Below are 19,515 nucleotides of genomic sequence, written 5' to 3'. Positions count from 1 at the left end.
TCCGTATGAGGGGACCGGTTCAGGCGCCGGTCAGGCCGTCGGTCATGGCGGTGGTGTTGGCGCGCATCATCTGCAGATAGGTGCCGGCGCCCTTGCCCTTCTCGGTCAGCGATTCGGAGTAGAGCTCGATGACGCTCACCTGGCCGCCCATCTCCGTGCGCAGGACCTCGGCCAGCCGTTTGGGCTGGGAGGAGTCGGCGAAGACGGTGTGTACGCCTGCTTTCCGCATGGCCTGGGTGAGTGAGCGCAGGTCGGAGGAGCTGGGCGAGGCCAGCGTCGTACCGCTGGGGAGCACGGCACCGATCACCCGGAAGCCGAAGCGTTCGGCGAGATAGCCGAAGACGTGGTGGTTGGTCACCAGCGCGCGCCGCTGCTCGGGTACGCGGTCGAAGGACTTCTCCATCCAGGCGGTGAGGTCGGCGAGTTGGTCGTCGTAGCGGTCGGCGTTGGTGCGGATCGCCACGCCGTCCACGCCGTCCACGTTGTCTACGACCTGGTCGGCGATCAGGCCGGCGGCCTTGCGTACGCGGTCGGGGTCGGTCCAGAAGTGCGGGTCGGGCTGCCCGGCCTCCTCCTCGGGTCCTCCGTCGTCGTGTGCCTGGAAGGTGAGCGGGTTCACCGCCTTGCCGGCCTCGAAGGTGGCCACCCCGTGCTCGCGGGCGGCCTCCACGTGCCGCAGTACGTTCTCCTCCAGCCCGAGCCCGTTGAAGACCACGAGGTCGGCGCGCTCCAACTCGGCGGCCTGCACGGCCGACAGGCCGAAGGAGTGCGGGTCGGCGTTCGGCTTCATCAGTACGGTGACATCGGCTTCGTCGCCGACGATCTCCTGTGTGATGTCGCCCAGGATGTTGGTCGTCACCACGACCCGGGGCTGGTCGTCGCCGCTCGTACAGCCGGTGCCGGCACCGGCCAGCGCGAGGGTGAGCAGGACCGGCAGGAGGGTGCGCAGCCGCCGCCGCGGCTCTCGCGTCCGTCTCGTCATCGTCCGGTCTCCACCATCAGGGCCGGCTCGATGTCCAGGTCGAAGGTGCGCGCGATGCGCAGGTTGTCGTTGTAGTCGATCTCGTACACGCGTTTTCCTTTGGGGTCGTTGAGGTAGGCGCGGCTGCGGTCGACTTCGATGACCGGCACCGCATTCCCTTCGGTGCCGGCCTCGGGGGCGCCCGTCAGGAGCGGCTTCGTCTCGGCGACCTGCTTGCCGGTGGCGATGTCGTAGCCGTGAAGCGAACCGTCGGTCTCCAGGGCGATCAGGACGGAGCCCTCTCCCGCGGTGTTGACGGAGACGACGGGACCGGTCTTCACCCGTGTCCACGTGCGCTCGGTGACGTCCAGGACCCACACGGCCCGGTCACCGGCCGGCGCCGTGAGCGTGTCGCTGCCGGGCCGGTGCCGGAAGGCCGTGACCCGTTCTTCCTCGGGTACGTCCCTGCCGTACGGGATCTTCTGGACCGTGAACGTGCCGCCGGCCTCGCGGACGAGCAGGGCGCCGTCGGCGCAGCCGAGGACGACGCCGCGCCGGGTGACGGCGTCGCCCCGCGGGTCCTCGCACCGTGCGTCCGGCGCCGCGACGCGTCGGCCCTCGCGGTCGTACACCGCGAGCTTCGCGGAGTCCTGCACGTCGTCCGTGAGGCTGAGCAGGTGCTCCGCGTACGGCACGACCACTCCCGCGTGTGTCCCGGGAACCGCGTGGGGCGAACCGACCTTGCCCTTCTCCAGTTCCGCCCGGCGGTAGATCCTGGCCCGGCCGTCCTCGTCGGTCACCGCGGTCACGGCGGCGTCGCTGCGGACGCGGGTGCCCGGACCTCCGGGCAGCCGGCCCACGTCACGTATCGCCGCGCGGTAGTAGTGCACGTGGTCGCCGTGGTCGACCATCCAGGCGCCGCCGTCGAGGACGTGTGTGCCGCCCGCGGTGTGCAGGTAGCCGAACCGGCCGTCCGTGGTGAGTCCGGTGGTGCCCGTCGTCCGGGACACCTCGTGCGTCTCCCCGGTGATCAGATCGAGTACCCGGGTGTTGCCGCTCCTCGGGTCGTTCAGCAGCAGCCGCGACTGCTGCTCGGCCTTCTCCTGGGCCCCTTCGACGTACCCGTGTGAAGCGGAGGCCGAGGGTCTGGTCTTCCGGGCGGAGTCGGTGTCGCCGCCTCCCGCGCAACTCGTGGTGAGCAGGGAAGCGGCCACGAGCGCGGCAGGGGCCCACGTCGTGAGGTTTCGTCGGACGAGCAAGGGGATCGCCTCGGGTTCTTTCAGTCGGTTGCCGCGCCGAGCACACCGAGGGGGCGCGCACGGCGTCGGTGGCGGAGACCGGATGCCAGATGGGAGAGGAAGAACAGGCTCACCGCGAGGCCCGAGATGGTCGCACCGGCCGCGGTGCTCAAGTGCCAGGACAGCAGCAGGCCGCAGAAGGTCGCGGTGATGCCGACCAGCGCCGCCAGGGCCATGACGCCTCGCACACTGCGCGCCCAGGGCAGCGCGGCGGCCGGCGGAGCGATGAGCAGGCCAAGGACCAGCAGCGTGCCGACGATGTGGAAGGAGGCGACGATGGCCAGCGCCAGCAGGCCGAGCAGCACGGCGTGAGCCAGGCGGGGGCGCAGGCCGAGCGTCTGCGCCTTACGCGAGTCGAAGGCCAGGGCGAGGAAGGCCCGGTGACCGAGAAACGAGACGGCCAGCGCCAGCAGCAGCGCCACGCCCAGCAGCACCAGGTCCTGTGCACGAACGGCGAGGACGTCACCGAAGAGAAACCCGGTCAGGTCGACCGCGAAGGACTGCGAGCGCGAGACGATGATGACGCCGAGCGACAGCATCCCCACGAACAGCAGGCCGATACCGGTGTCCTGGGACAGCCTCGGGGTACGGCCGAGGGCGGTGACGCCTGCCGTCATGACGGCCGCGCTCAGCAGCGCCCCTACCAGCAGGTTGCCGCCGAACAGAGCGGCGAGCGCGACTCCGGGCAGCAGCCCGTGCGACATGGCGTCGCCGAGGAAGGCCATCCCCCTGAGCACCACCCACGTGCCGGCCAGGGCGCAGATCGCCGACACCAACATCCCGCCCCACAGCGCCCTTTGCACAAAGGTCACCTCGAAGGGGCCCGTCAACCATTCCATAAAGCTGACTATAATGAAAACCATGTTCAAAACACAGGGGCCGTCTCCCGCGCTCGCCGAGAACAGGACACCCCGAGTCCGCTTCACGGGGCTCTCAGCCGGATATCCCGGCCGCCCCGTTCTGCATCAACTCGACGCCGACATACCCGCGTTGGCCATCACGTCGCTCGTCGGTCCGAACGGCAGCGGGAAGTCCACCCTGCTCGGAGTCCTGGCCGGAGTGATCCAACCCACATCCGGCGAGCTCCACCACGAGGGCAGCCGGCCGCCGGCGTTCGTCCCGCAGCGCGGCGCCGTCGGTGACGCGCTGCCGTTGACGGTCAGGCAGACGGTGGCGATGGGGCGTTGGGGCGAACGCGGGCCATGGCGCCGGCTGACCCGGCAGGACCACGCCACCGTGGACCAGGCCATGGAGCGACTCGGCATCACCGACCTCGCCACCCGCCAACTCGGAGAACTGTCCGGCGGACAGCGGCAACGCGCCCTGATCGCCCAAGGGCTCGCCCAGCAGTCGGACCTGCTCCTCCTGGACGAGCCGACCACGGGACTCGACCCCGAGGCAAGGGACCGGATCGCCGCGCTGCTGACGGAGCTGGTCACCGACGGGGTGACCGTCGTCCAGGCCACCCACGACCTGGACGCCGCACGCTCGACGGACGCCTGCCTCCTGCTCCGCGACGGTCACCTGGCGGGACACGGACACCCCGAGCAGTTCCTCACCGCCTGACGCTCGCCCAGATCTGGCAACCAGAAGTGCGGTAATCAAAGTGCAGTAAAACGCCCATAGTTACCCCAATCGCACGAGGCGCAGTCACGGCCCAAGCACGGAGCGAAGTTGCACTTTCAACCCACAGGGAGTCGTGTGACACTGGCGTCCCGTCCGCAGTGCGGACCCCGTCCGCACCGTCCCCCACGAGAAGTGCGCCGTGCGTTCGCTACCCCTGCCGCTCACCCTCTCCGCGCGTCTGGCCCCGGTCGCCGTGCTCGCCGTGTCGGGCTGGGCCCTGTCGTCCGACCCCTCCACGCCGGCCGCCGAGAACAAGGCCGGCCAGGACACCGCGTCCCAGTCGCCGACCGCACCCGCCACCGCGGCTGCGTCGAAGGCGTACGACGCCGCCCCCGCCCCGTGCACCAGCGTTCCCGTGAAGACGGTCAAGTCGCTGGTCCCCGGCGCCAAGACGGCCGGCAAGGAGATCGCGTCCACGGACTCCAAGGTGCGCCGCACCTGCTCCTGGAACGCGCTCAAGGGCTACGACTACCGCTGGCTCGACGTGTCCTTCGAGGTCATGGACTCGGAGGAGGCGGCGGAGAAGTCGTACAAGCAGCGCGTCTCCAACGACAGCGGCGGCGGTGCCGTGCCCGGCCTGGGCGACGCGGGCTACTCGGTGGTGAACCTCACCACCCAGGACAAGCAGCAGACCCGCGAGGGCGTGGTGGTGGTCCGCTCGTCCAACGCGCTGGTGGTCATCACCTACAACGGCAGCGACTTCGAGTCCAAGAAGGCGCCCAGCACGGACGAGATCAACAAGGGCGCCATCAAGGCCGCCAAGGACGCCATGGCGACGCTGGAGGACGGCCAGCAGAAGAGCTGACCGTCCTCCCGCTCCAGGTCAGACCGTGGTCTTCCCCCGGCCGCGCAGCAACATCAGACCCAGGTACAGCACCATCGACGTGCCCAGGCCCACCGCCCAGCCGTAGTCGGCCAGCGACGACAGCGCCGGGATGGGCCGGCCGTCGATCAGCGGGTCGAAGCTGGCGCCGCCGATGGCCAGCACGCCGCCGACCACGAAGGCGACGACCGCCCGCCAGTTCCAGCCGCCCTCGTACCAGTACTGCCCGCCCGCGCGGTACAGGTCGACGAGGTCGAGCTTGGCGCGGCGCAGGATCCAGTAGTCGGCGATGAGGATGCCGGCGACCGTCCCGAGCAGACCGCCGACCAGGCCGAGCCAGGTGAAGATGTAGCCCTGTGGGTCGGAATACAGCTTCCACGGGAAGATCAGCACGCCGATGACACAGGTGGCGAGGGCACCGGCCCGGAAAGTGATCTTCCGGGGCGCGATGTTGGAGAAGTCGAAGGCCGGGGAGACCAGGTTGGCCGCGACGTTCACGGACAGCGTCGCCACCAGCACGGTCACCAGCGCGAACAGCAGACCCACCACGTTGTCCGTCTTGGCGGCCAGCTCGACCGGGTTCCAGATCGGCTCGCCGTACACCGCCTGCGAGCCGGACGTCACCATCACCGACAGGAACGCGAACAGCGTCATCGTCGTGGGCAGGCCGAGCGCCTGGCCCCACATCTGCGCCTTCTGGCTCTTGCCGTAGCGGGTGAAGTCCGGGATGTTCAGCGACAGGGTGGACCAGAAGCCGATCATGCCCATGAGGGAGGGCCAGAACAGCTTCCAGAAGTCGCCGCCCCAGCCCAGCTTGGAGGGCTGGTCGAGGAGCGGGCCGAAGCCGCCGGCCTTGTTGCTCATCCAGACGAGCATGACGAGCGCGCCGACGATCACGAACGGCGCCGCCCAGTTCTCGAAGCGGCGGATCGTCTCCATGCCCCGGTAGATGATCGCGACCTGCAGAGCCCAGAAGATCGCGAACGACAGCCACATCGTCCAGGGGTACCCGCCGATCTGCCCGGCGTCGCTCCAGCCGTTGCCGATGAGCTTTCCGGCGAGGAAGTAGATCGCCTCACCGCCGATCCAGGTCTGGATGCCGAACCAGCCGCAGGCCACCAACGCCCGTACGACAGCGGGGAGGTTGGCGCCGCGTATGCCGAAGGAGGCCCGCGCGAACACCGGGAACGGGATGCCGTACTTCGGTCCCGCGTGCCCAGTGAGCAACATCGGGACCAGCACGATCACATTGGCCAGGGCGATGGTGAGCACCGCCTGCTTCCAGTCCATGCCGACGGCGATCAGACCGGAGGCCAGGGTCCAGGAGGCCGTGTTGTGGGCCATACCGACCCACAGGGCGGAGAAGTTGTACGTGGTCCAGGTGCGCTTCTCGACGGGAACCGGCAGCAGGTCCTCGTTGGCGTAGGCACCGCCCGGAGCGGGGGCGTCCGGAGCGATCTCCACCCGGCCGTCGGCGAGGGTGACTTGGGTGGACGGCGGTATGGCCGTGGGAGCGGTGTCGGTCATGGGCAGGCCAATCAGGGGAGGTCGGGACGGGGAAAGGCCGTGCGGGCTCCTGCCCCCTCCCCCCGGACGGGAGGGGAGGGGAGAACTGGAGTGGGGGGATGGGGAGTTGAGCGGGGATGCCGTGGGTCAGCCGTTGACGGCCGGGATCACCTGCGACCCGTAGGCGTCGATCGTGGCTTCCTGAGCGTCGTGCATGTCGTACACCGCGAACTGGTCGACGCCCAGCTCGCGCAGCGCGTTCAGCTTCTCGATGTGCTTCTCGACCGGTCCGATGACGCAGAACCGGTCGACGATCTCGTCGGGCACGAACGCGGTGTCGGGGTTGTCGGCGCGTCCGTGGTGGGAGTAGTCGTACCCCTCACGCGCCTTGATGTAGGCGGTGAGTTCGTCGGGTACGGCGGCGGAGTGCTCGCCGTACTTCGACACCAGGTCGGCGACATGGTTGCCGACCATCCCGCCGAACCAGCGGCACTGTTCGCGGGCGTGGGCGAGCGCTTCGGGCGAGTCGTCCTCCGTGACGTAGGCGGGGGCGGCGACGCAGATCTTCACGTCGGACGGGTCACGTCCTGCCGCGGCCGCCGCGTCCTTGACCGCCTTCACCATGTACTCGGTCAGATACAGGTCGGCGAGCTGGAGAATGAACCCGTCGGCCTCCTCGCCGGTCATCTTCAGCGCCTTCGGCCCGTACGCGGCCATCCAGACGGGGAGTCGGGCGTCCTCCTTGATCCAGGGGAACTTGACGACCGTGCCCCCGAGGTCCGCCTCCTGACCGGAGCCGAGGGCCCTGATGACCTTCATGGCCTCGCTGATCCGGGCCAGCGTGTTCGGGGCGCGACCCGCGACGCGCATCGCGGAGTCGCCGCGGCCGATGCCGCACACGGTGCGGTTGCCGAACATGTCGTTGAGGGTGGCGAAGGTGGAGGCGGTGACCTCCCAGGTGCGGGTGCCCGGGTTGGTGACCATCGGGCCGACCGTCAGCTTCGTGGTGTTCGCGAGGATCTGGCTGTAGATCACGAACGGCTCCTGCCAGAGCACGGCGGAGTCGAAGGTCCAGCCGTACGTGAAGCCGTTGCGTTCGGCCCGCTTCATCAGGCTGATGACCTTCGAGGCCGGCGGATCGGTCTGCAGGACGAGTCCGAAGTCCATGGGCGCCACTCCTAGTTGAGGTACTGACAGGTGGAGCGCGGGGTGTAGACGCCGTGACCCGCGCGTCCGGTGTACTCCCGCTCGCTGATGACGACGTCGCCCCGCGACAGCACCGTCTCGACACGGCCGGTGGTGCGCTTGCCCTCGTACGCCGAGTAGTCGACGTTCATGTGGTGCGTCTCGGCGGACATGACCTGCTCGGCGTGCGGGTCGTAGATGACCACGTCGGCGTCGGCGCCCGGCGCGATGGTGCCCTTCTTCGGGTACATGCCGAACATCCGGGCCGGGGTGGCGCAGGCGATCTCGATCCAGCGCCGGCGGCTGATGTGCCCGTCGACGACGGCCTGGTGGAGCAGGTCCATCCGGTTCTCGACGCCCGGCAGACCGTTGGGGATCTTGGAGAAGTCGCCCCGGCCCAGCTCCTTCTGACCTACGAAGCAGAAGGGGCAGTGGTCGGTGGAGACCACCTGGAGATCGTTCGTGCGCAGCCCCTTCCAGAGGTGGGCCTGGTGCTCCTTGGGCCGCAGGGGCGTGGAGCACACGTACTTCGAGCCCTCGAAGTCAGGCTCGGCGAGGTTGTCGGTCGACAGGAACAGATACTGCGGGCAGGTCTCCCCGAAGACGGGCAGCCCCTCGTCACGCGCCCGGGCCAGCTCGGCGACTGCCTCCATCGCCGAGACGTGTACGACGTACAGGGGCGCACCGGCGACCTGCGCGAGCTTGATGGCGCGATGGGTGGCCTCGGCTTCGAGGAGGGCCTTGCGGACCTCGCCGTGATAGCGCGGGTCGGTCTCGCCCCGGGCCAGCGCCTGCTCGACCAGGACATCGATCGCGATGCCGTTCTCTGCGTGCATCATGATCAGCCCGCCGTTCTCGGCGGAGCGCTGCATGGCGCGCAGGATCTGGCCGTCGTCCGAGTAGAAGACGCCCGGATACGCCATGAACTGCTTGAAGGAGGTCACCCCCTCCTCCACCAGCAGGTCCATCTCCTTCAGCGTCTCCTCGTTCACATCGGAGACGATCATGTGGAAGGCGTAGTCGATCGCGCAGTTGCCCTCGGCCTTGGCGTGCCAGGTGTCGAGGCCTTCGCGCAGGCTGTGGCCCACGCTCTGCACGGCGAAGTCCACGATCGTCGTCGTACCGCCCCAGGCTGCGGCCCGGGTGCCGGTCTCGAAGGTGTCGGAGGCGAAGGTGCCGCCGAACGGCAGCTCCATGTGGGTGTGGGCGTCGACCCCGCCCGGGATCACGTACTTCCCGGTGGCGTCGATGACCCGCTCGGCCGTCCAGGCCTCGGCGGCGGGGGTGCCGGAGGTGGCGAGGGCGGCGATGCGGCCGTCCTCGATCAGGACGTCGGCGTGGATCTCGTCGGATGCGGTGATGACGAGGCCGCCGCGGATGACGGTACGGGTGTTCATGGGCTGACTCCGCTGGGTTTGTGGTCGAGTGCGGGTCGTGTGTGGCTGGTCGCGCCCCGCGGCGAAGCCGCTAATGGACGCTGCCCCGCGCCCCTTAGGGCGTTTACGGTGCTGTCAGTGGGCCGTACGCCTCCGGGCGGCGGTCGCGGTAGAACTGCCAGCGGTCGCGGACCTCGCGGAGCTTGGCCATGTCGAGGTCGCGGACGACCAGTTCGGTCTCCTTGTCGCTCGCCACCTCCCCCACGAACTGCGCCTCCGGGTCGACGAAGTACGTCGTGCCGTAGAAGTCGTTGTCGCCGTACTCCTCGACACCGACCCGGTTGATCGCACCGACGAAGTACTCGTTGGCGACGGCGGCAGCGGGCTGCTCCAGTTGCCACAGGTAGGCGGACAGGCCGCGCGAGGTGGCCGACGGATTGAAGACGATCTCGGCGCCGGCGAGACCCAGTGCGCGCCAGCCCTCCGGGAAGTGCCGGTCGTAGCAGATGTAGACGCCGACCTTCCCTACGGCCGTCTCGAAGACGGGCCAGCCGACGTTCCCCGGGCGGAAGTAGAACTTCTCCCAGAATCCCGGTACTTGAGGGATGTGATGCTTGCGGTACTTGCCGAGGTACGAGCCGTCCGCGTCGATCACGGCGGCCGTGTTGTAGAGGACGCCGGGCTGCTCCTCCTCGTACATCGGCAGGATGAGCACGATGCCGTGTTCCTCGGCGAGTGCCTGGAAGCGCCGGACGATCGGGCCCTCCGGGACCGCTTCCGCGTACTCGTAGAAGGCCTTGTCCTGGACCTGGCAGAAGTAGGGCCCGTAGAACAGCTCCTGGAAGCACAGGACTTGAGCACCCTGCGCGGCCGCGTCCCGGACCGCCTGCTCGTGTACCTGGATCATCGACTCCTTGTCGCCCGTCCACGCGGTCTGGAAGAGGGCGGCGCGAATCACTCTGCTCATCGGGACCTCCGGTCGCTCGGTGTGCGAGGAGCCTAGGAAGTCCGAAGAGCCGGTTTGAGTTGCACGGTGTCACGTCTGCGGGGGTGCGGCGTGTCACGGTGTCACCCTGTCGTGGGCCCATGTTTCACCGCCGTTTTCCCAGGTCGTCGCATGTTTCAGCTCTGTTGCGCGTCGTGCGCGAGGAGTGCGATGTGCACCGAGGCGGCCTGCTCGAAGTCGTCGAGGTCGACGCCGAGCCGCCCCTGTATCGCCTCGAGCCGGCGGTACAGCGCGGGCCGTGAGACGTGGTGGAGCTGAGCGGTGCGGGACTTGTTGCGGCCGGAGGCGAGGTACGTCCGCAGGACGGCCAACAGGTCCTCCTCCGGCTCGCACAGCAGCCCGTCCAGCTCCCGCTCCGCGAAGGACTGCACATGCGGGTCGTCGCGCAACAGCCGGATCAGGCCCCGCAGGTGTACGTCCTTCAGGCGTACGACGGCCGGAAGGTCCAGGACCGCCGAGGAGTCCGCCACGGCGTCGGCGACGTGCTGTGCCTCGCGCAGTCCGGCCGGTACGTCGTCCCAGGCGATCCGCGGACCGGCCGCGGCGACCACGGACTCCCCCGACCCGGACTCGGTCCGCAGCCGCGCCGCGAAGTGCGCCGTCATCGCCTCGGCGTCCTGGTCCCGGGCGAGGCTGAGCAGGACGGCGGTGGCGCCGTCGGCGAGTTCGGCGACCAGGCCGGACAGCCCCAACAGGCGGAGCATACGGTCGAGTTGGGACGGGTCGCCGTCACGGACGACGAGCGGCACGAAGGTCCGCCGGTTGACCGGGAGCCCGGCCGCCCGTGCCCGGGGCAGCAGCTGCCTGGCCGGTACGACACCGCTCACCAGGTCGGTGAGCAGTCCCTGCGCCGACTCCTCCTCCCAGGAGTGCGCGGTGCCGCCGCCGAGCATGCGGTGCAGCACGAGCGCCTCGGCGGCCCGGTCGGCGAGCAGCCGTCCGGCGGCCGTGTCGCCGCGGTACCCGCAGAGCATGATCTGCCCCCACCGCTCCCCGCGCCCGCCCAGCTCGGCGCGGATCCAGCCGTCCCCCTCGCTGCCGCCCGCCTGCCGGGCGATCCGCTCCCAGTCGCGCAGCACGTCGTCCACCGCGGGCCGCTCCCCCGCCGTGGCGAGGACGCGGTGGGCGAGGTTGGTGACGACGACGGGGCAGGCGCTGTGGTGGGCGACCTCGTCGAGCAGGCGTTGCAGCGGGGCGCCCGCGGTGATGAGTCCGGTGAGCGCGGTCCGTACGGCCTCGGAGAGGCTGACCGCGGCGAACTTCCGCCGCACCAGCCGGGACTGGACCTCCTCCGTCAACTCGGCGAAGGGGAACGGGCGATGGAGCACGACCATGGGCAGCCCGCACCGCTCGGCCGCCCGGCGCATCACGTCCGGCGGGGCCGGGAAGGCGCGGCCGAGTCCGAGGACCACGGCCGCGGCCTCCGCGCGGTGCAGGGACCGGATGTACTCGGCCTGCTTGTCCTCGTCCCCGGCCAGCAGCACGCCCGTGGTCAGCACCATCTCGCCGCCGCTGAGCATCACGCCCACGTCGGCGGCCTCGGCGACATGGACCCAGCGCACGGGCCGGTCGAGCTGGCTCGCGCCGGCCACCACCTCGGGCTCCCCGGCGAGCACCCGTTCCAGGGTGAGCACCTGGCGCACCGACAGAGCGGGTTCCAGGGTCGCCAAGGTCTCGAAGGCGATGGTGGTCATGGCGTGATCCCTTGCTCAGGTTCTGCTACTGGGTGCTCCTCAGAGCGTGTTCGAGGATCGCGGCGCCCTCCTCGGCCTCCGCGACGGTCAGGGACAGCGGCGGGGCGATCCGCAGGCCGCTGGTGTTGTGGCCGCCGCCCTTGCCGAGCAGCAGCCCGCCCTCGCGGGCCGCCTCCAGCACGGCACTCGCGGCCTCCGGATCGGCCTGGTCCGTGCCGGGCTTGACCAGCTCCACGCCGATCATCAGCCCGCGCCCGCGCACCTCCCGTACGCCGGGAATCTGCGCCGTGACGGCCCGCAGCCGCTCGATGAGCAGCCCGCCGACGCGCCGGGCGTTGCCCTGGAGGTCGTGCTCCAGCAGATACGTCAGGTTCGCGAGCCCCGCCGCCATGGTGATCTGGGTGCCGCCGAACGTCGAAATGGAGTTGGCGTCCAGGCAGTTCATGATCTCGCCGCGGGCGACGACCCCGCCGATGGACATGCCGTTGCCGATGCCCTTGGCGAAGGTGAGGATGTCGGGCGGACCGCTCTGGCCATGTGCCTGCCAGCCCCAGAAGTGCTCGCCGGTGCGGCCCCACCCTGTCTGTACCTCGTCGGCGATCCACAGGATGCCGCGCTCGCCGAGCACCTCACGGAAGGCGGCGTACAGCCCGTCAGGTGGCGAGGTGAAGCCTCCGACGCCCTGGATCGGCTCGGCGATCAGCGCGGCGGGCGGGCGGGTGTGGCCGAGGAGGTCCGTCAGGTCCTCGACGCAGGCCGCGATGAACTCGGCGTCGCTCAGGGAGGCGTACGGGCCGCGGGTGCGGACGCCGCCATGGACGTACAGCGTCTGCAGCGGGGACAGCGAGGTCGGGGACCAGCCCCGGTTGCCGGTGATGCCGACGGCGCTGAAGGAGCGGCCGTGGTAGCTGTTGCGCATGGCCAGGATCGTGTTGCTGCGGCGGTATGTCGTGGCGAGCAGCAGGGCCGTGTCGTTGGCCTCCGTGCCGGAGGTGGTGAAGAAGACGCGGGCGTCCGGGATGCCGGACAACTGGGCGATCCGCTCGGCCAGTTCGACCATCGGCCGGTTGAGGTAGAGCGTGGACGAATGGATGATCCGGCCGGCCTGCTCGCTCACCGCCTTCGTCACCTCGGGCAGCGCGTGCGCGGTCATCGTCGTGAGGATGCCGCCGAAGAAGTCGAGGTACTTGTTGCCCTGGGAGTCCCAGACGTAGCGCCCCTCGCCGTGGGTGAGCTCCAGCGGGTCCTCGTAGTAGAGGGCGAGCCAGTCGGGCAGGACGGCACGGTGGCGTCCCAGCAGGTCCTTGGTCACGGCTGCACCAGCCCCTCGTACGCGTCGGGCCGTCGGTCGCGGTAGAAGGCCCACTGCTGCCGTACCTCTTCGATGAGGTCGAAGTCGAGGTCCCGGACGACGAGTTCCTCGCCCTTGTCGCTCGCGGTCTCCCCCACGAACTGCCCGCGCGGGTCGACGAAGTACGACGTCCCGTAGAAGTCGTTGTCGCCGTACTCCTCCTGCCCGACCCGGTTGATCGCGGCGACGAAGTACTCGTTGGCGACGGCCGCGGCGGGCTGCTCCAGCTGCCACAGGTGGGCGGACAGACCGCGCGAGGTGGCCGACGGGTTGTAGACCAACTGGGCGCCGTTCAGACCGAGTTGCCGCCAGCCCTCCGGGAAGTGGCGGTCGTAGCAGATATAGACGCCCACCTTCCCGACGGCGGTGTCGAAGACGGGCCAGCCGACGTTGCCGGGCTTGAAGTAGTACTTCTCCCAGAAGCCCTTGACCTGCGGGATGTGATGCTTGCGGTACTTGCCGAGGAAGGTGCCGTCGGCGTCGATCACGGCCGCGGTGTTGTAGTAGAAACCGGACTGCTCGACCTCGAAGACCGGCACGACGATCACCATGCCGGTCTCGCGCGCGAGATCCCGCATACGACGCACGGTCGGCCCGTCGGGCACCGGCTCGGCCCAGCGGTAGTGCTCGGGCTCCTGGACCTGGCAGAAGTAGGGCGCGTTGAATACTTCCTGGAAACCGATGATCTTGGCGCCCCGGCGAGCCGCCTCCCGGGCGTACTCCTCGTGTTTCGCCACCATGGACTCGGTGTCGCCGGTCCAGGTGGCCTGGACCAGAGCGGCACGAACGACGTTGGCCATGAGCTGCTCCTTCGACGGGACGTCAGAGCCTCTACGCACGTAGACAGTGCCGTAGAGGGTCGAAAGTAAGCCTCGCGGACAGCCTTGCCAAGACCATCGTCGTTAACCCGCTGAGTCGATCACGTTTCACACTCCCGCGGGTGAGTCGGATGCCCTCCCCCATCCGTACTGATGTACATGTCAGGCGGCGAATCCGGCCACCCGGAGAGCGTGGACGAGGTCCCAGTGGCGCTCCTCCGAGACGCCCTGTGCGGCCTCCAGCAGCAGCGGTACGAGCGTCTGCGGCTCGGGCTCGGCGCTGCGCGCGGCCTCCTCCGGGGTGCGGACCCGGACGTAGGCGTCCAGCAGCGCCCGGACCTCGCGTTCCCGCCCCTCACGGGCCAGCCCGAGCACGGCCTGCCCGATCTCGGTGGCGGGCCGCGCCACGCCCTGCCGCAGGATCTGCTCCCCGTCCGCCGTGCGCCCCGCCGCGGCCAGTGCGTCGGCGGCGGCGACCAGCCGCTCGGCAGGCAGCGAGGCCGCCTCCCACAGCAGGGTCGCCCAGTCGGCACCGAACCCGGCCCGCTGCATCTCCGCCGCGAGCAGCGGAAAGTGGTCGGCGGGCCAGTAGGCGGCTTCGACGAGCAGCACATGCGCCTCGCCGCTACGCCCCTCGGCCCGCAGCCGCGCCAGCGTCTCCACCGTCCCGGTGACCTGCCGCCGCGCCTCCGAGCCCACCGGCTCGACCCGCGGTTCCGGCGCCGGCGCCTGCTCCGCCGCGGCGACCCCGGCGAACCGGGCCCCACGCGGCGTACGCCTGCCCGCGGCGGGCGGCGGCTCGGGCAGCACCGGCACGACAGCGTCCGGCGCTACGACGACGGGGACGGCCTCTTCCTCGACCATCCCGGCATACCGCGCACCGCCCCAGCGCCGCTTGCGTTGCTTGGGGGCGGGCTGTGCGGGTGGCTGCGCGGGCTGTTCCGGGGCGGGGTCGGGACTCGCGGTCCGGCTCCGATCGCGTCCCGTGTCTTCGGCTTCCTGGGGGGCTGGATCTCCTGCGCCTCGGGTCTCGCCGTACATCGGATTCACGTGGGTCGGGCCTCGACCGTGCCCCGCGTCCTCGGCTTCCTGCGAGGCGGGGCCTCCAGGGCCCCGGTTTACGCCGTGCACCGGATTCACGTGCTGGACAGGACCCGACGCGTGTTCGGGGCCGGCGGCGTGCCGACCCTCGGGGTTCTGCGGACCGTATGCGGGGCCTGGGGACTGTGCGGTGCGCTGCTGCGGCATCCGGTGCGCTCCCGTGTGCTGCGGGGCGCCGCGGGAATCGCTGGGCTGCGGGAACACGTCGTCGTAGGCACCGCTGCCGCCGCCGTCGTAGACACCCCTTCCGCCACCGTCGTACGCACCACGGCGGATCGCCGCCGCCTGGCCGCCGACCGATCTGCGGTCCAACTCCGCGATGCGGGACCGGAGTTCGGCGCATCGGGCGGTCGCGCGGTCGTGGTCGTCGCGGGCCCAGGCGAGGTCGAGGCGGACGGCGTCGGCCTGTTCGCGGGTGGTGGCGGAGGCGAGCAATCGGCCTAGCTCTGCCTGCCGTTCGGCGGCATAGCGCTGTTCGCGGAGCATCACGTCCAGGCGGTCCCCGAGGGCGTCACGGGCGCCGGGGCGGGCGTCATGGGCGTTGAGCGCGGCGGCGTGCAGGGAGCGGGCCTGGTCCTTTTCGGGGGCGGCGACATCGGGGCCGTAGTCGGCGGCGAGGTCCTGCAGGAGCGCCTCCATCACGTCCCAGGGCGGGATTTCGCGTCCGTCGAGACAGGCCCGCATACCGTCGGGGTCGCGTTGCCAGAACACCGCGCACCAGCCGGCGCCCTGATCCAGGCGTGCCAGCAGACCGTCCAGGTAGTTCGCGAACTCCCGCATCCGCCCCGGGAGTTGATCCACAGTCATCGCTCAACTCCTGCCAGACCGGAACACTCCGGTCCGTAGGCAACACCAGCCGTGTTACGGGAACGCTACAGGGTGTTTTCCGCGGGTGAGCAGGAGTCTCCTTGTACAGGAGTTGTGGCGGTGACCGAATCCGGTCACCGCCCTGCGAACGCGGCCCATCACGCCGCCGCCGCGAGTACGCAACCCCCCGCCAGCTCGTCCATCGACAGACCGAGCGCCCCGGCCAGCGCCGCCACGGTGAAGAAGGCCGGCGTCGGGGCCCGTCCGGTCTCGATCTTGCGCAGCGTCTCGGCGGAGATCCCGGCGCTCGCCGCGACGTCGGCCATGCTGCGGCCGCCGCGCGCCTCACGCAGCAGCCGGCCGAGCCGCTCGCCGCGTTCACGCTCTTGTGGAGTCAGTGGGGTGCGTACCATGCCACCATTCTAATACCGGTATAGTAATTGGCATGGTGGAACTGAAGACGAACACTTCGATCGATGCGATGTACACGGCCGGCCAGGTCGTCGGCCAGGCCCTCACAGCCGTACGAAAAGCCGCTGACGTGGGCGTTTCCCTGCTGGAGCTGGATGAGGTGGCGCGTGAGGTGCTGCGCGGGGCGGGCGCGACATCACCGTTCCTCGGCTATCGCCCCTCCTTCGCCCCCGTACCCTTCCCCGCCGTCATCTGCACCTCCGTCAACGACGCGATCGTGCACGGCATCCCGACCCGCTACCGGCTGCGCGACGGCGACCTCGTCTCCATCGACTGCGGCGCCGAACTCGACGGCTGGGTCGGCGACTCGGCGATCAGCTTCATCGTCGGCAAGCCTCGCCCCGCCGACCTCCGCCTGATCGAGACCGCCGAGCGCGCCCTCGCCGCCGGCATCGAGGCGGCCGTGGTCGGCAACCGCATCGGCGACATCGCCCACGCCATCGGCACCGTCTGCCGCGCCGCCGGCTACGGCATCCCCCAGGGCTTCGGCGGCCACGGCATCGGCCGCCGCATGCACGAGGACCCCTCCATCCCGAACGAGGGCCGCCCCGGCCGCGGCCTCCCCCTCCGCCACGGCATGGCCATCGCCATCGAACCCATGCTCCTGGCCGGCGGCAAGGACGGCTACCACGAAGCAGGAGACGGCTGGACCCTCAGGACGAACGACGGATCCAGGGCAGCCCACGCAGAACACACGGTGGCAATCACGGAGACGGGCCCGCGCATCTTGACCGAACGGTAGAACAACGCCGTAAAGGGGCGCGGGGAACTGCGCGACCAGCCACGAACAACCCGCAGCCGCAAACCAAGATCATCCCCCGGATCAGTAGGCGCCCAACATGCCGCCGCCTATCGACCGTGCCAAGGTGTTGAGGGAGCCCACGTGTAGCCGGGCCCGGCATTGGGCACTCGTCCGCACCAGCACGTCGATCAGCGGAACGGACATGCGATGACCAGCGGCTTCGACTCCGACCCCCTCAGCGAATTCCTCGCCCGCTTCTTCGGCGGCCCCCGCCCCGCCCCCCGTCAGATCGACATCGGCCGCCTGCTCAGCCAACCCGCCCGCGAGCTGGTCCGCGGCGCCGCCCAGTACGCCGCCGAGCACGGCAGCCGCGATCTGGACACCCAGCACCTGCTGCGTGCCGCGCTCGCGACCGAGCCCACGCGGACCCTGCTCGCCCGGGCCGGCGCGGACCCCGACTCCCTCGCCTCGGAGATCGACGAGCGCTCGGGCCCGGTCCAGCACGCACCGGAGGAGGCCCCGCCGCCCACCGCGCTCTCCCTGACCCCCGCGGTCAAGCGTGCCCTGCTGGACGCGCACGAGCTGGCCCGTACGCGCGGCACCGGCTACATCGGCCCGGAGCACGTACTCAGCGCGCTGGCGGCGAACCCCGACTCGGCCGCCGGGCACATCCTCAACGCGGCCCGCTACGCCCCCTCCGGCCTGCCGCCGGAGCCCCCGGACGCCACCCCGCCCCACGCCGAACGGCCGCGCGTCACCGGGACACCGACGCTGGACAAGTACGGCCGTGATCTCACCGACCTGGCCCGCCAGGGCCGGATCGACCCGGTGATCGGACGGGAGGAGGAGATCGAGCAGACCATCGAGGTCCTCTCCCGGCGCGGCAAGAACAACCCCGTGCTGATCGGCGACGCCGGCGTCGGCAAGACGGCGGTCGTCGAGGGCCTGGCCCAGCGCATCGCCGACGGTGACGTGCCGGACGTACTCAGCGGACGCAGGGTCGTGGCGCTGGACCTGACGGGCGTGGTCGCGGGTACTCGCTACCGGGGCGACTTCGAGGAGCGGATGCACAACATCGTGGGTGAGATCGGCTCCCACTCCGACCAACTGATCGTCTTCATCGACGAGTTGCACACCGTGGTCGGCGCCGGCGGAGGCGGCGAGGGCGGCGGGTCCATGGACGCGGGCAACATCCTCAAGCCCGCGCTGGCCCGCGGCGAGCTGCACATCGTGGGCGCCACCACGCTGGAGGAGTATCGCAGGATCGAAAAGGACGCCGCGCTCTCCCGCCGCTTCCAGCCGATCCTGGTGCCCGAGCCGACCGCCGCGGACGCGATCGAGATCCTGCGCGGCCTGCGCGACCGCTACGAGGCCCACCACCAGGTCCGCTACGCCGACGAGGCCCTGGTGGCCGCCGTGGAGCTGTCCGACCGCTATCTCACCGACCGGCGGCTGCCGGACAAGGCGATCGACCTGATCGACCAGGCGGGCGCGCGGGTGCGGCTGCGCGCCCGGACGAAGGGCACGGACGTACGGGTCCTGGAGCGCGAGGTCGAGCAACTCACCCGGGACAAGGACCAGGCGGTCGCGGACGAGCAGTACGAGACGGCCATGCAGCTGCGCGACCGGATCGGCGAACTGAAGCGGCGGATCGCCGACACCGGGGACGGAAAGGCCGACGAGGGACAGGACCTGGAGGTCACCGCGGAAGCGATCGCCGAAGTGGTGTCCCGGCAGACCGGCATCCCGGTGAGCAGCCTCACCGAGGAGGAGAAGGACCGGCTGCTCGGCCTGGAGGAGCATCTGCACCAGCGGGTCGTCGGCCAGGACGAGGCGGTCCGCGTGGTCGCCGACGCGGTACTGCGCTCCCGTGCCGGACTCGCCAGCCCGGACCGGCCGATCGGCAGCTTCCTCTTCCTCGGCCCGACCGGCGTCGGCAAGACCGAACTGGCCCGCGCGCTCGCCGAGGCCCTGTTCGCCAGCGAGGAGCGCATGGTCCGCCTCGACATGAGCGAGTACCAGGAACGGCACACCGTCAGCCGCCTGGTCGGCGCCCCGCCCGGCTACGTCGGCCACGAAGAGGCCGGCCAGCTCACCGAGGTGGTCCGCCGCCACCCGTACTCCCTCCTCCTCCTCGACGAGGTGGAGAAGGCGCACCCGGACGTCTTCAACATCCTCCTCCAGGTCCTGGACGACGGACGGCTGACCGACGCCCAGGGCCGCACCGTGGACTTCACCAACACGGTCATCGTGATGACCAGCAACCTCGGCTCCGAGGCCATCACCCGACGCGGCGCGGGCATCGGCTTCGGAGCGGGCGGCACCGAGGCCGACGAGGAGGCACGGCGCGAACAGATCCTGCGTCCGCTGCGCGAGCACTTCCGACCGGAGTTCCTCAACCGCATCGACGAGATCGTGTTCTTCCGCCAGCTGACAGGCGACCAACTACGCCAGATCACCACCCTGCTGCTGGAACGAACACGTCGCCTCCTGCACGCCCAGGGCGTCACGGTCGACTTCACCGACACAGCCGTCGACTGGCTCGCGAAACGCGGCTACCAGCCGGAATACGGCGCAAGGCCACTGCGCCGCACGATCCAGCGGGAGGTAGACAACGAACTGTCCCGCCTACTCCTGGACGGCCGCGTGAAGGAGGGCGACCGGGTAACGGTCGATAACCAAGCAGGCGGCCTGACCTTCCAGCCGACCCAAGCTGAGGCGCCCCGATAGGGGCGCGGGGCTGTATCGAT

General features: G+C 70.2%; 15 protein-coding genes and 1 pseudogene. 4 read left to right on the top strand and 12 right to left on the bottom strand.

Annotated features, from left to right (window positions below; translation table 11 throughout):
* Nucleotides 1-19 precede the first annotated feature (19 nt).
* Genes aztC through aztB form a run of 3 tightly spaced genes read right to left on the bottom strand, consistent with a single transcriptional unit; the run spans nt 20 to nt 3,098 of the window.
* Nucleotides 20-982, bottom strand: a complete 963-nt coding sequence (aztC, locus tag KCH48_RS09170) for a zinc ABC transporter substrate-binding protein AztC (RefSeq protein ID WP_210571896.1) — start codon at nt 980-982, stop codon at nt 20-22.
* Nucleotides 979-2,220 (bottom strand): hypothetical protein, encoded by a 1,242-nt coding sequence (locus KCH48_RS09165; protein WP_210571895.1) that lies wholly within the window; start codon nt 2,218-2,220, stop codon nt 979-981. The genes aztC and KCH48_RS09165 overlap by 4 nt, the downstream gene beginning before the upstream one ends.
* Nucleotides 2,221-2,240: 20 nt before the next feature.
* Nucleotides 2,241-3,098 carry a zinc ABC transporter permease AztB gene (gene aztB / locus KCH48_RS09160; RefSeq protein WP_210571894.1) on the bottom strand — a complete coding sequence of 286 codons (858 nt, stop codon included), beginning with the start codon at nt 3,096-3,098 and terminating at the stop codon, nt 2,241-2,243.
* 13 nt (nt 3,099-3,111) lie between these two features.
* Here aztB and aztA point away from each other — a divergent pair.
* Nucleotides 3,112-3,860: pseudogene (gene aztA / locus KCH48_RS09155) on the top strand (zinc ABC transporter ATP-binding protein AztA).
* Between the two features lie 164 nt (nt 3,861-4,024).
* Entirely contained in the window at nt 4,025-4,690 is a 666-nt protein-coding gene (locus KCH48_RS09150; protein ID WP_210571890.1) for a hypothetical protein, read from the top strand.
* An 18-nt stretch (nt 4,691-4,708) separates the two neighbouring features.
* On the opposite strand, the gene KCH48_RS09145 is transcribed toward KCH48_RS09150, so the two are convergent.
* The 9 genes from KCH48_RS09145 to KCH48_RS09105 all read right to left on the bottom strand — a co-directional run bounded on the left by KCH48_RS09145 (nt 4,709) and on the right by KCH48_RS09105 (nt 15,965).
* Nucleotides 4,709-6,235 carry an NCS1 family nucleobase:cation symporter-1 gene (locus tag KCH48_RS09145; RefSeq protein ID WP_210571889.1) on the bottom strand — a complete coding sequence of 509 codons (1,527 nt, stop codon included), beginning with the start codon at nt 6,233-6,235 and terminating at the stop codon, nt 4,709-4,711.
* Between the two features lie 126 nt (nt 6,236-6,361).
* The gene (locus tag KCH48_RS09140) at nt 6,362-7,381 is read right to left on the bottom strand and encodes a TIGR03842 family LLM class F420-dependent oxidoreductase (RefSeq protein ID WP_210571887.1); all 1,020 of its coding nucleotides are present in this window, start codon (nt 7,379-7,381) and stop codon (nt 6,362-6,364) included.
* Between the two features lie 11 nt (nt 7,382-7,392).
* Nucleotides 7,393-8,796 carry a dihydropyrimidinase gene (gene hydA / locus KCH48_RS09135; protein ID WP_210571885.1) on the bottom strand — a complete coding sequence of 468 codons (1,404 nt, stop codon included), beginning with the start codon at nt 8,794-8,796 and terminating at the stop codon, nt 7,393-7,395.
* 103 nt (nt 8,797-8,899) lie between these two features.
* Nucleotides 8,900-9,742: a nitrilase-related carbon-nitrogen hydrolase gene (locus tag KCH48_RS09130; RefSeq protein WP_210571884.1), complete on the bottom strand. Its 843-nt coding sequence runs from the start codon at nt 9,740-9,742 to the stop codon at nt 8,900-8,902.
* 155 nt (nt 9,743-9,897) lie between these two features.
* Nucleotides 9,898-11,475, bottom strand: coding sequence for a PucR family transcriptional regulator (locus KCH48_RS09125; RefSeq protein ID WP_210571881.1), 1,578 nt, complete (start codon nt 11,473-11,475; stop codon nt 9,898-9,900).
* Nucleotides 11,476-11,500: 25 nt separating this feature from the next.
* On the bottom strand, nt 11,501-12,787 hold the full coding sequence (locus KCH48_RS09120; RefSeq protein ID WP_210571879.1) for an aspartate aminotransferase family protein: 1,287 nt from the start codon (nt 12,785-12,787) through the stop codon (nt 11,501-11,503).
* Complete coding sequence (locus KCH48_RS09115) at nt 12,784-13,626, bottom strand: nitrilase-related carbon-nitrogen hydrolase (protein ID WP_210571877.1); 843 nt, start codon at nt 13,624-13,626, stop codon at nt 12,784-12,786. Before KCH48_RS09115 ends, KCH48_RS09120 begins: the two co-directional genes overlap by 4 nt.
* Nucleotides 13,627-13,806: 180 nt before the next feature.
* Nucleotides 13,807-15,552 (bottom strand): proline-rich domain-containing protein, encoded by a 1,746-nt coding sequence (locus KCH48_RS09110; protein ID WP_210571875.1) that lies wholly within the window; start codon nt 15,550-15,552, stop codon nt 13,807-13,809.
* 158 nt (nt 15,553-15,710) lie between these two features.
* A complete protein-coding gene (locus KCH48_RS09105) occupies nt 15,711-15,965 on the bottom strand; it encodes a helix-turn-helix domain-containing protein (protein WP_210571873.1) in 255 nt (84 codons plus the stop codon).
* A gap of 32 nt (nt 15,966-15,997) precedes the next feature.
* Here KCH48_RS09105 and map point away from each other — a divergent pair, with 32 nt between their 5' ends.
* Nucleotides 15,998-16,765 carry a type I methionyl aminopeptidase gene (map, locus tag KCH48_RS09100; protein ID WP_210571871.1) on the top strand — a complete coding sequence of 256 codons (768 nt, stop codon included), beginning with the start codon at nt 15,998-16,000 and terminating at the stop codon, nt 16,763-16,765.
* 207 nt (nt 16,766-16,972) lie between these two features.
* Nucleotides 16,973-19,495: an ATP-dependent Clp protease ATP-binding subunit gene (locus KCH48_RS09095; protein WP_210571869.1), complete on the top strand. Its 2,523-nt coding sequence runs from the start codon at nt 16,973-16,975 to the stop codon at nt 19,493-19,495.
* The last annotated feature ends 20 nt before the right edge of the window (nt 19,496-19,515 follow it).

The sequence above is a fragment of the Streptomyces sp. GESEQ-4 genome, assembly GCF_017948455.1.
GTDB lineage: Bacteria > Actinomycetota > Actinomycetes > Streptomycetales > Streptomycetaceae > Streptomyces.
The sequence above is the reverse complement of the archived record's forward strand: the minus strand, read 5'-3'. Positions and strand labels throughout refer to the sequence as shown.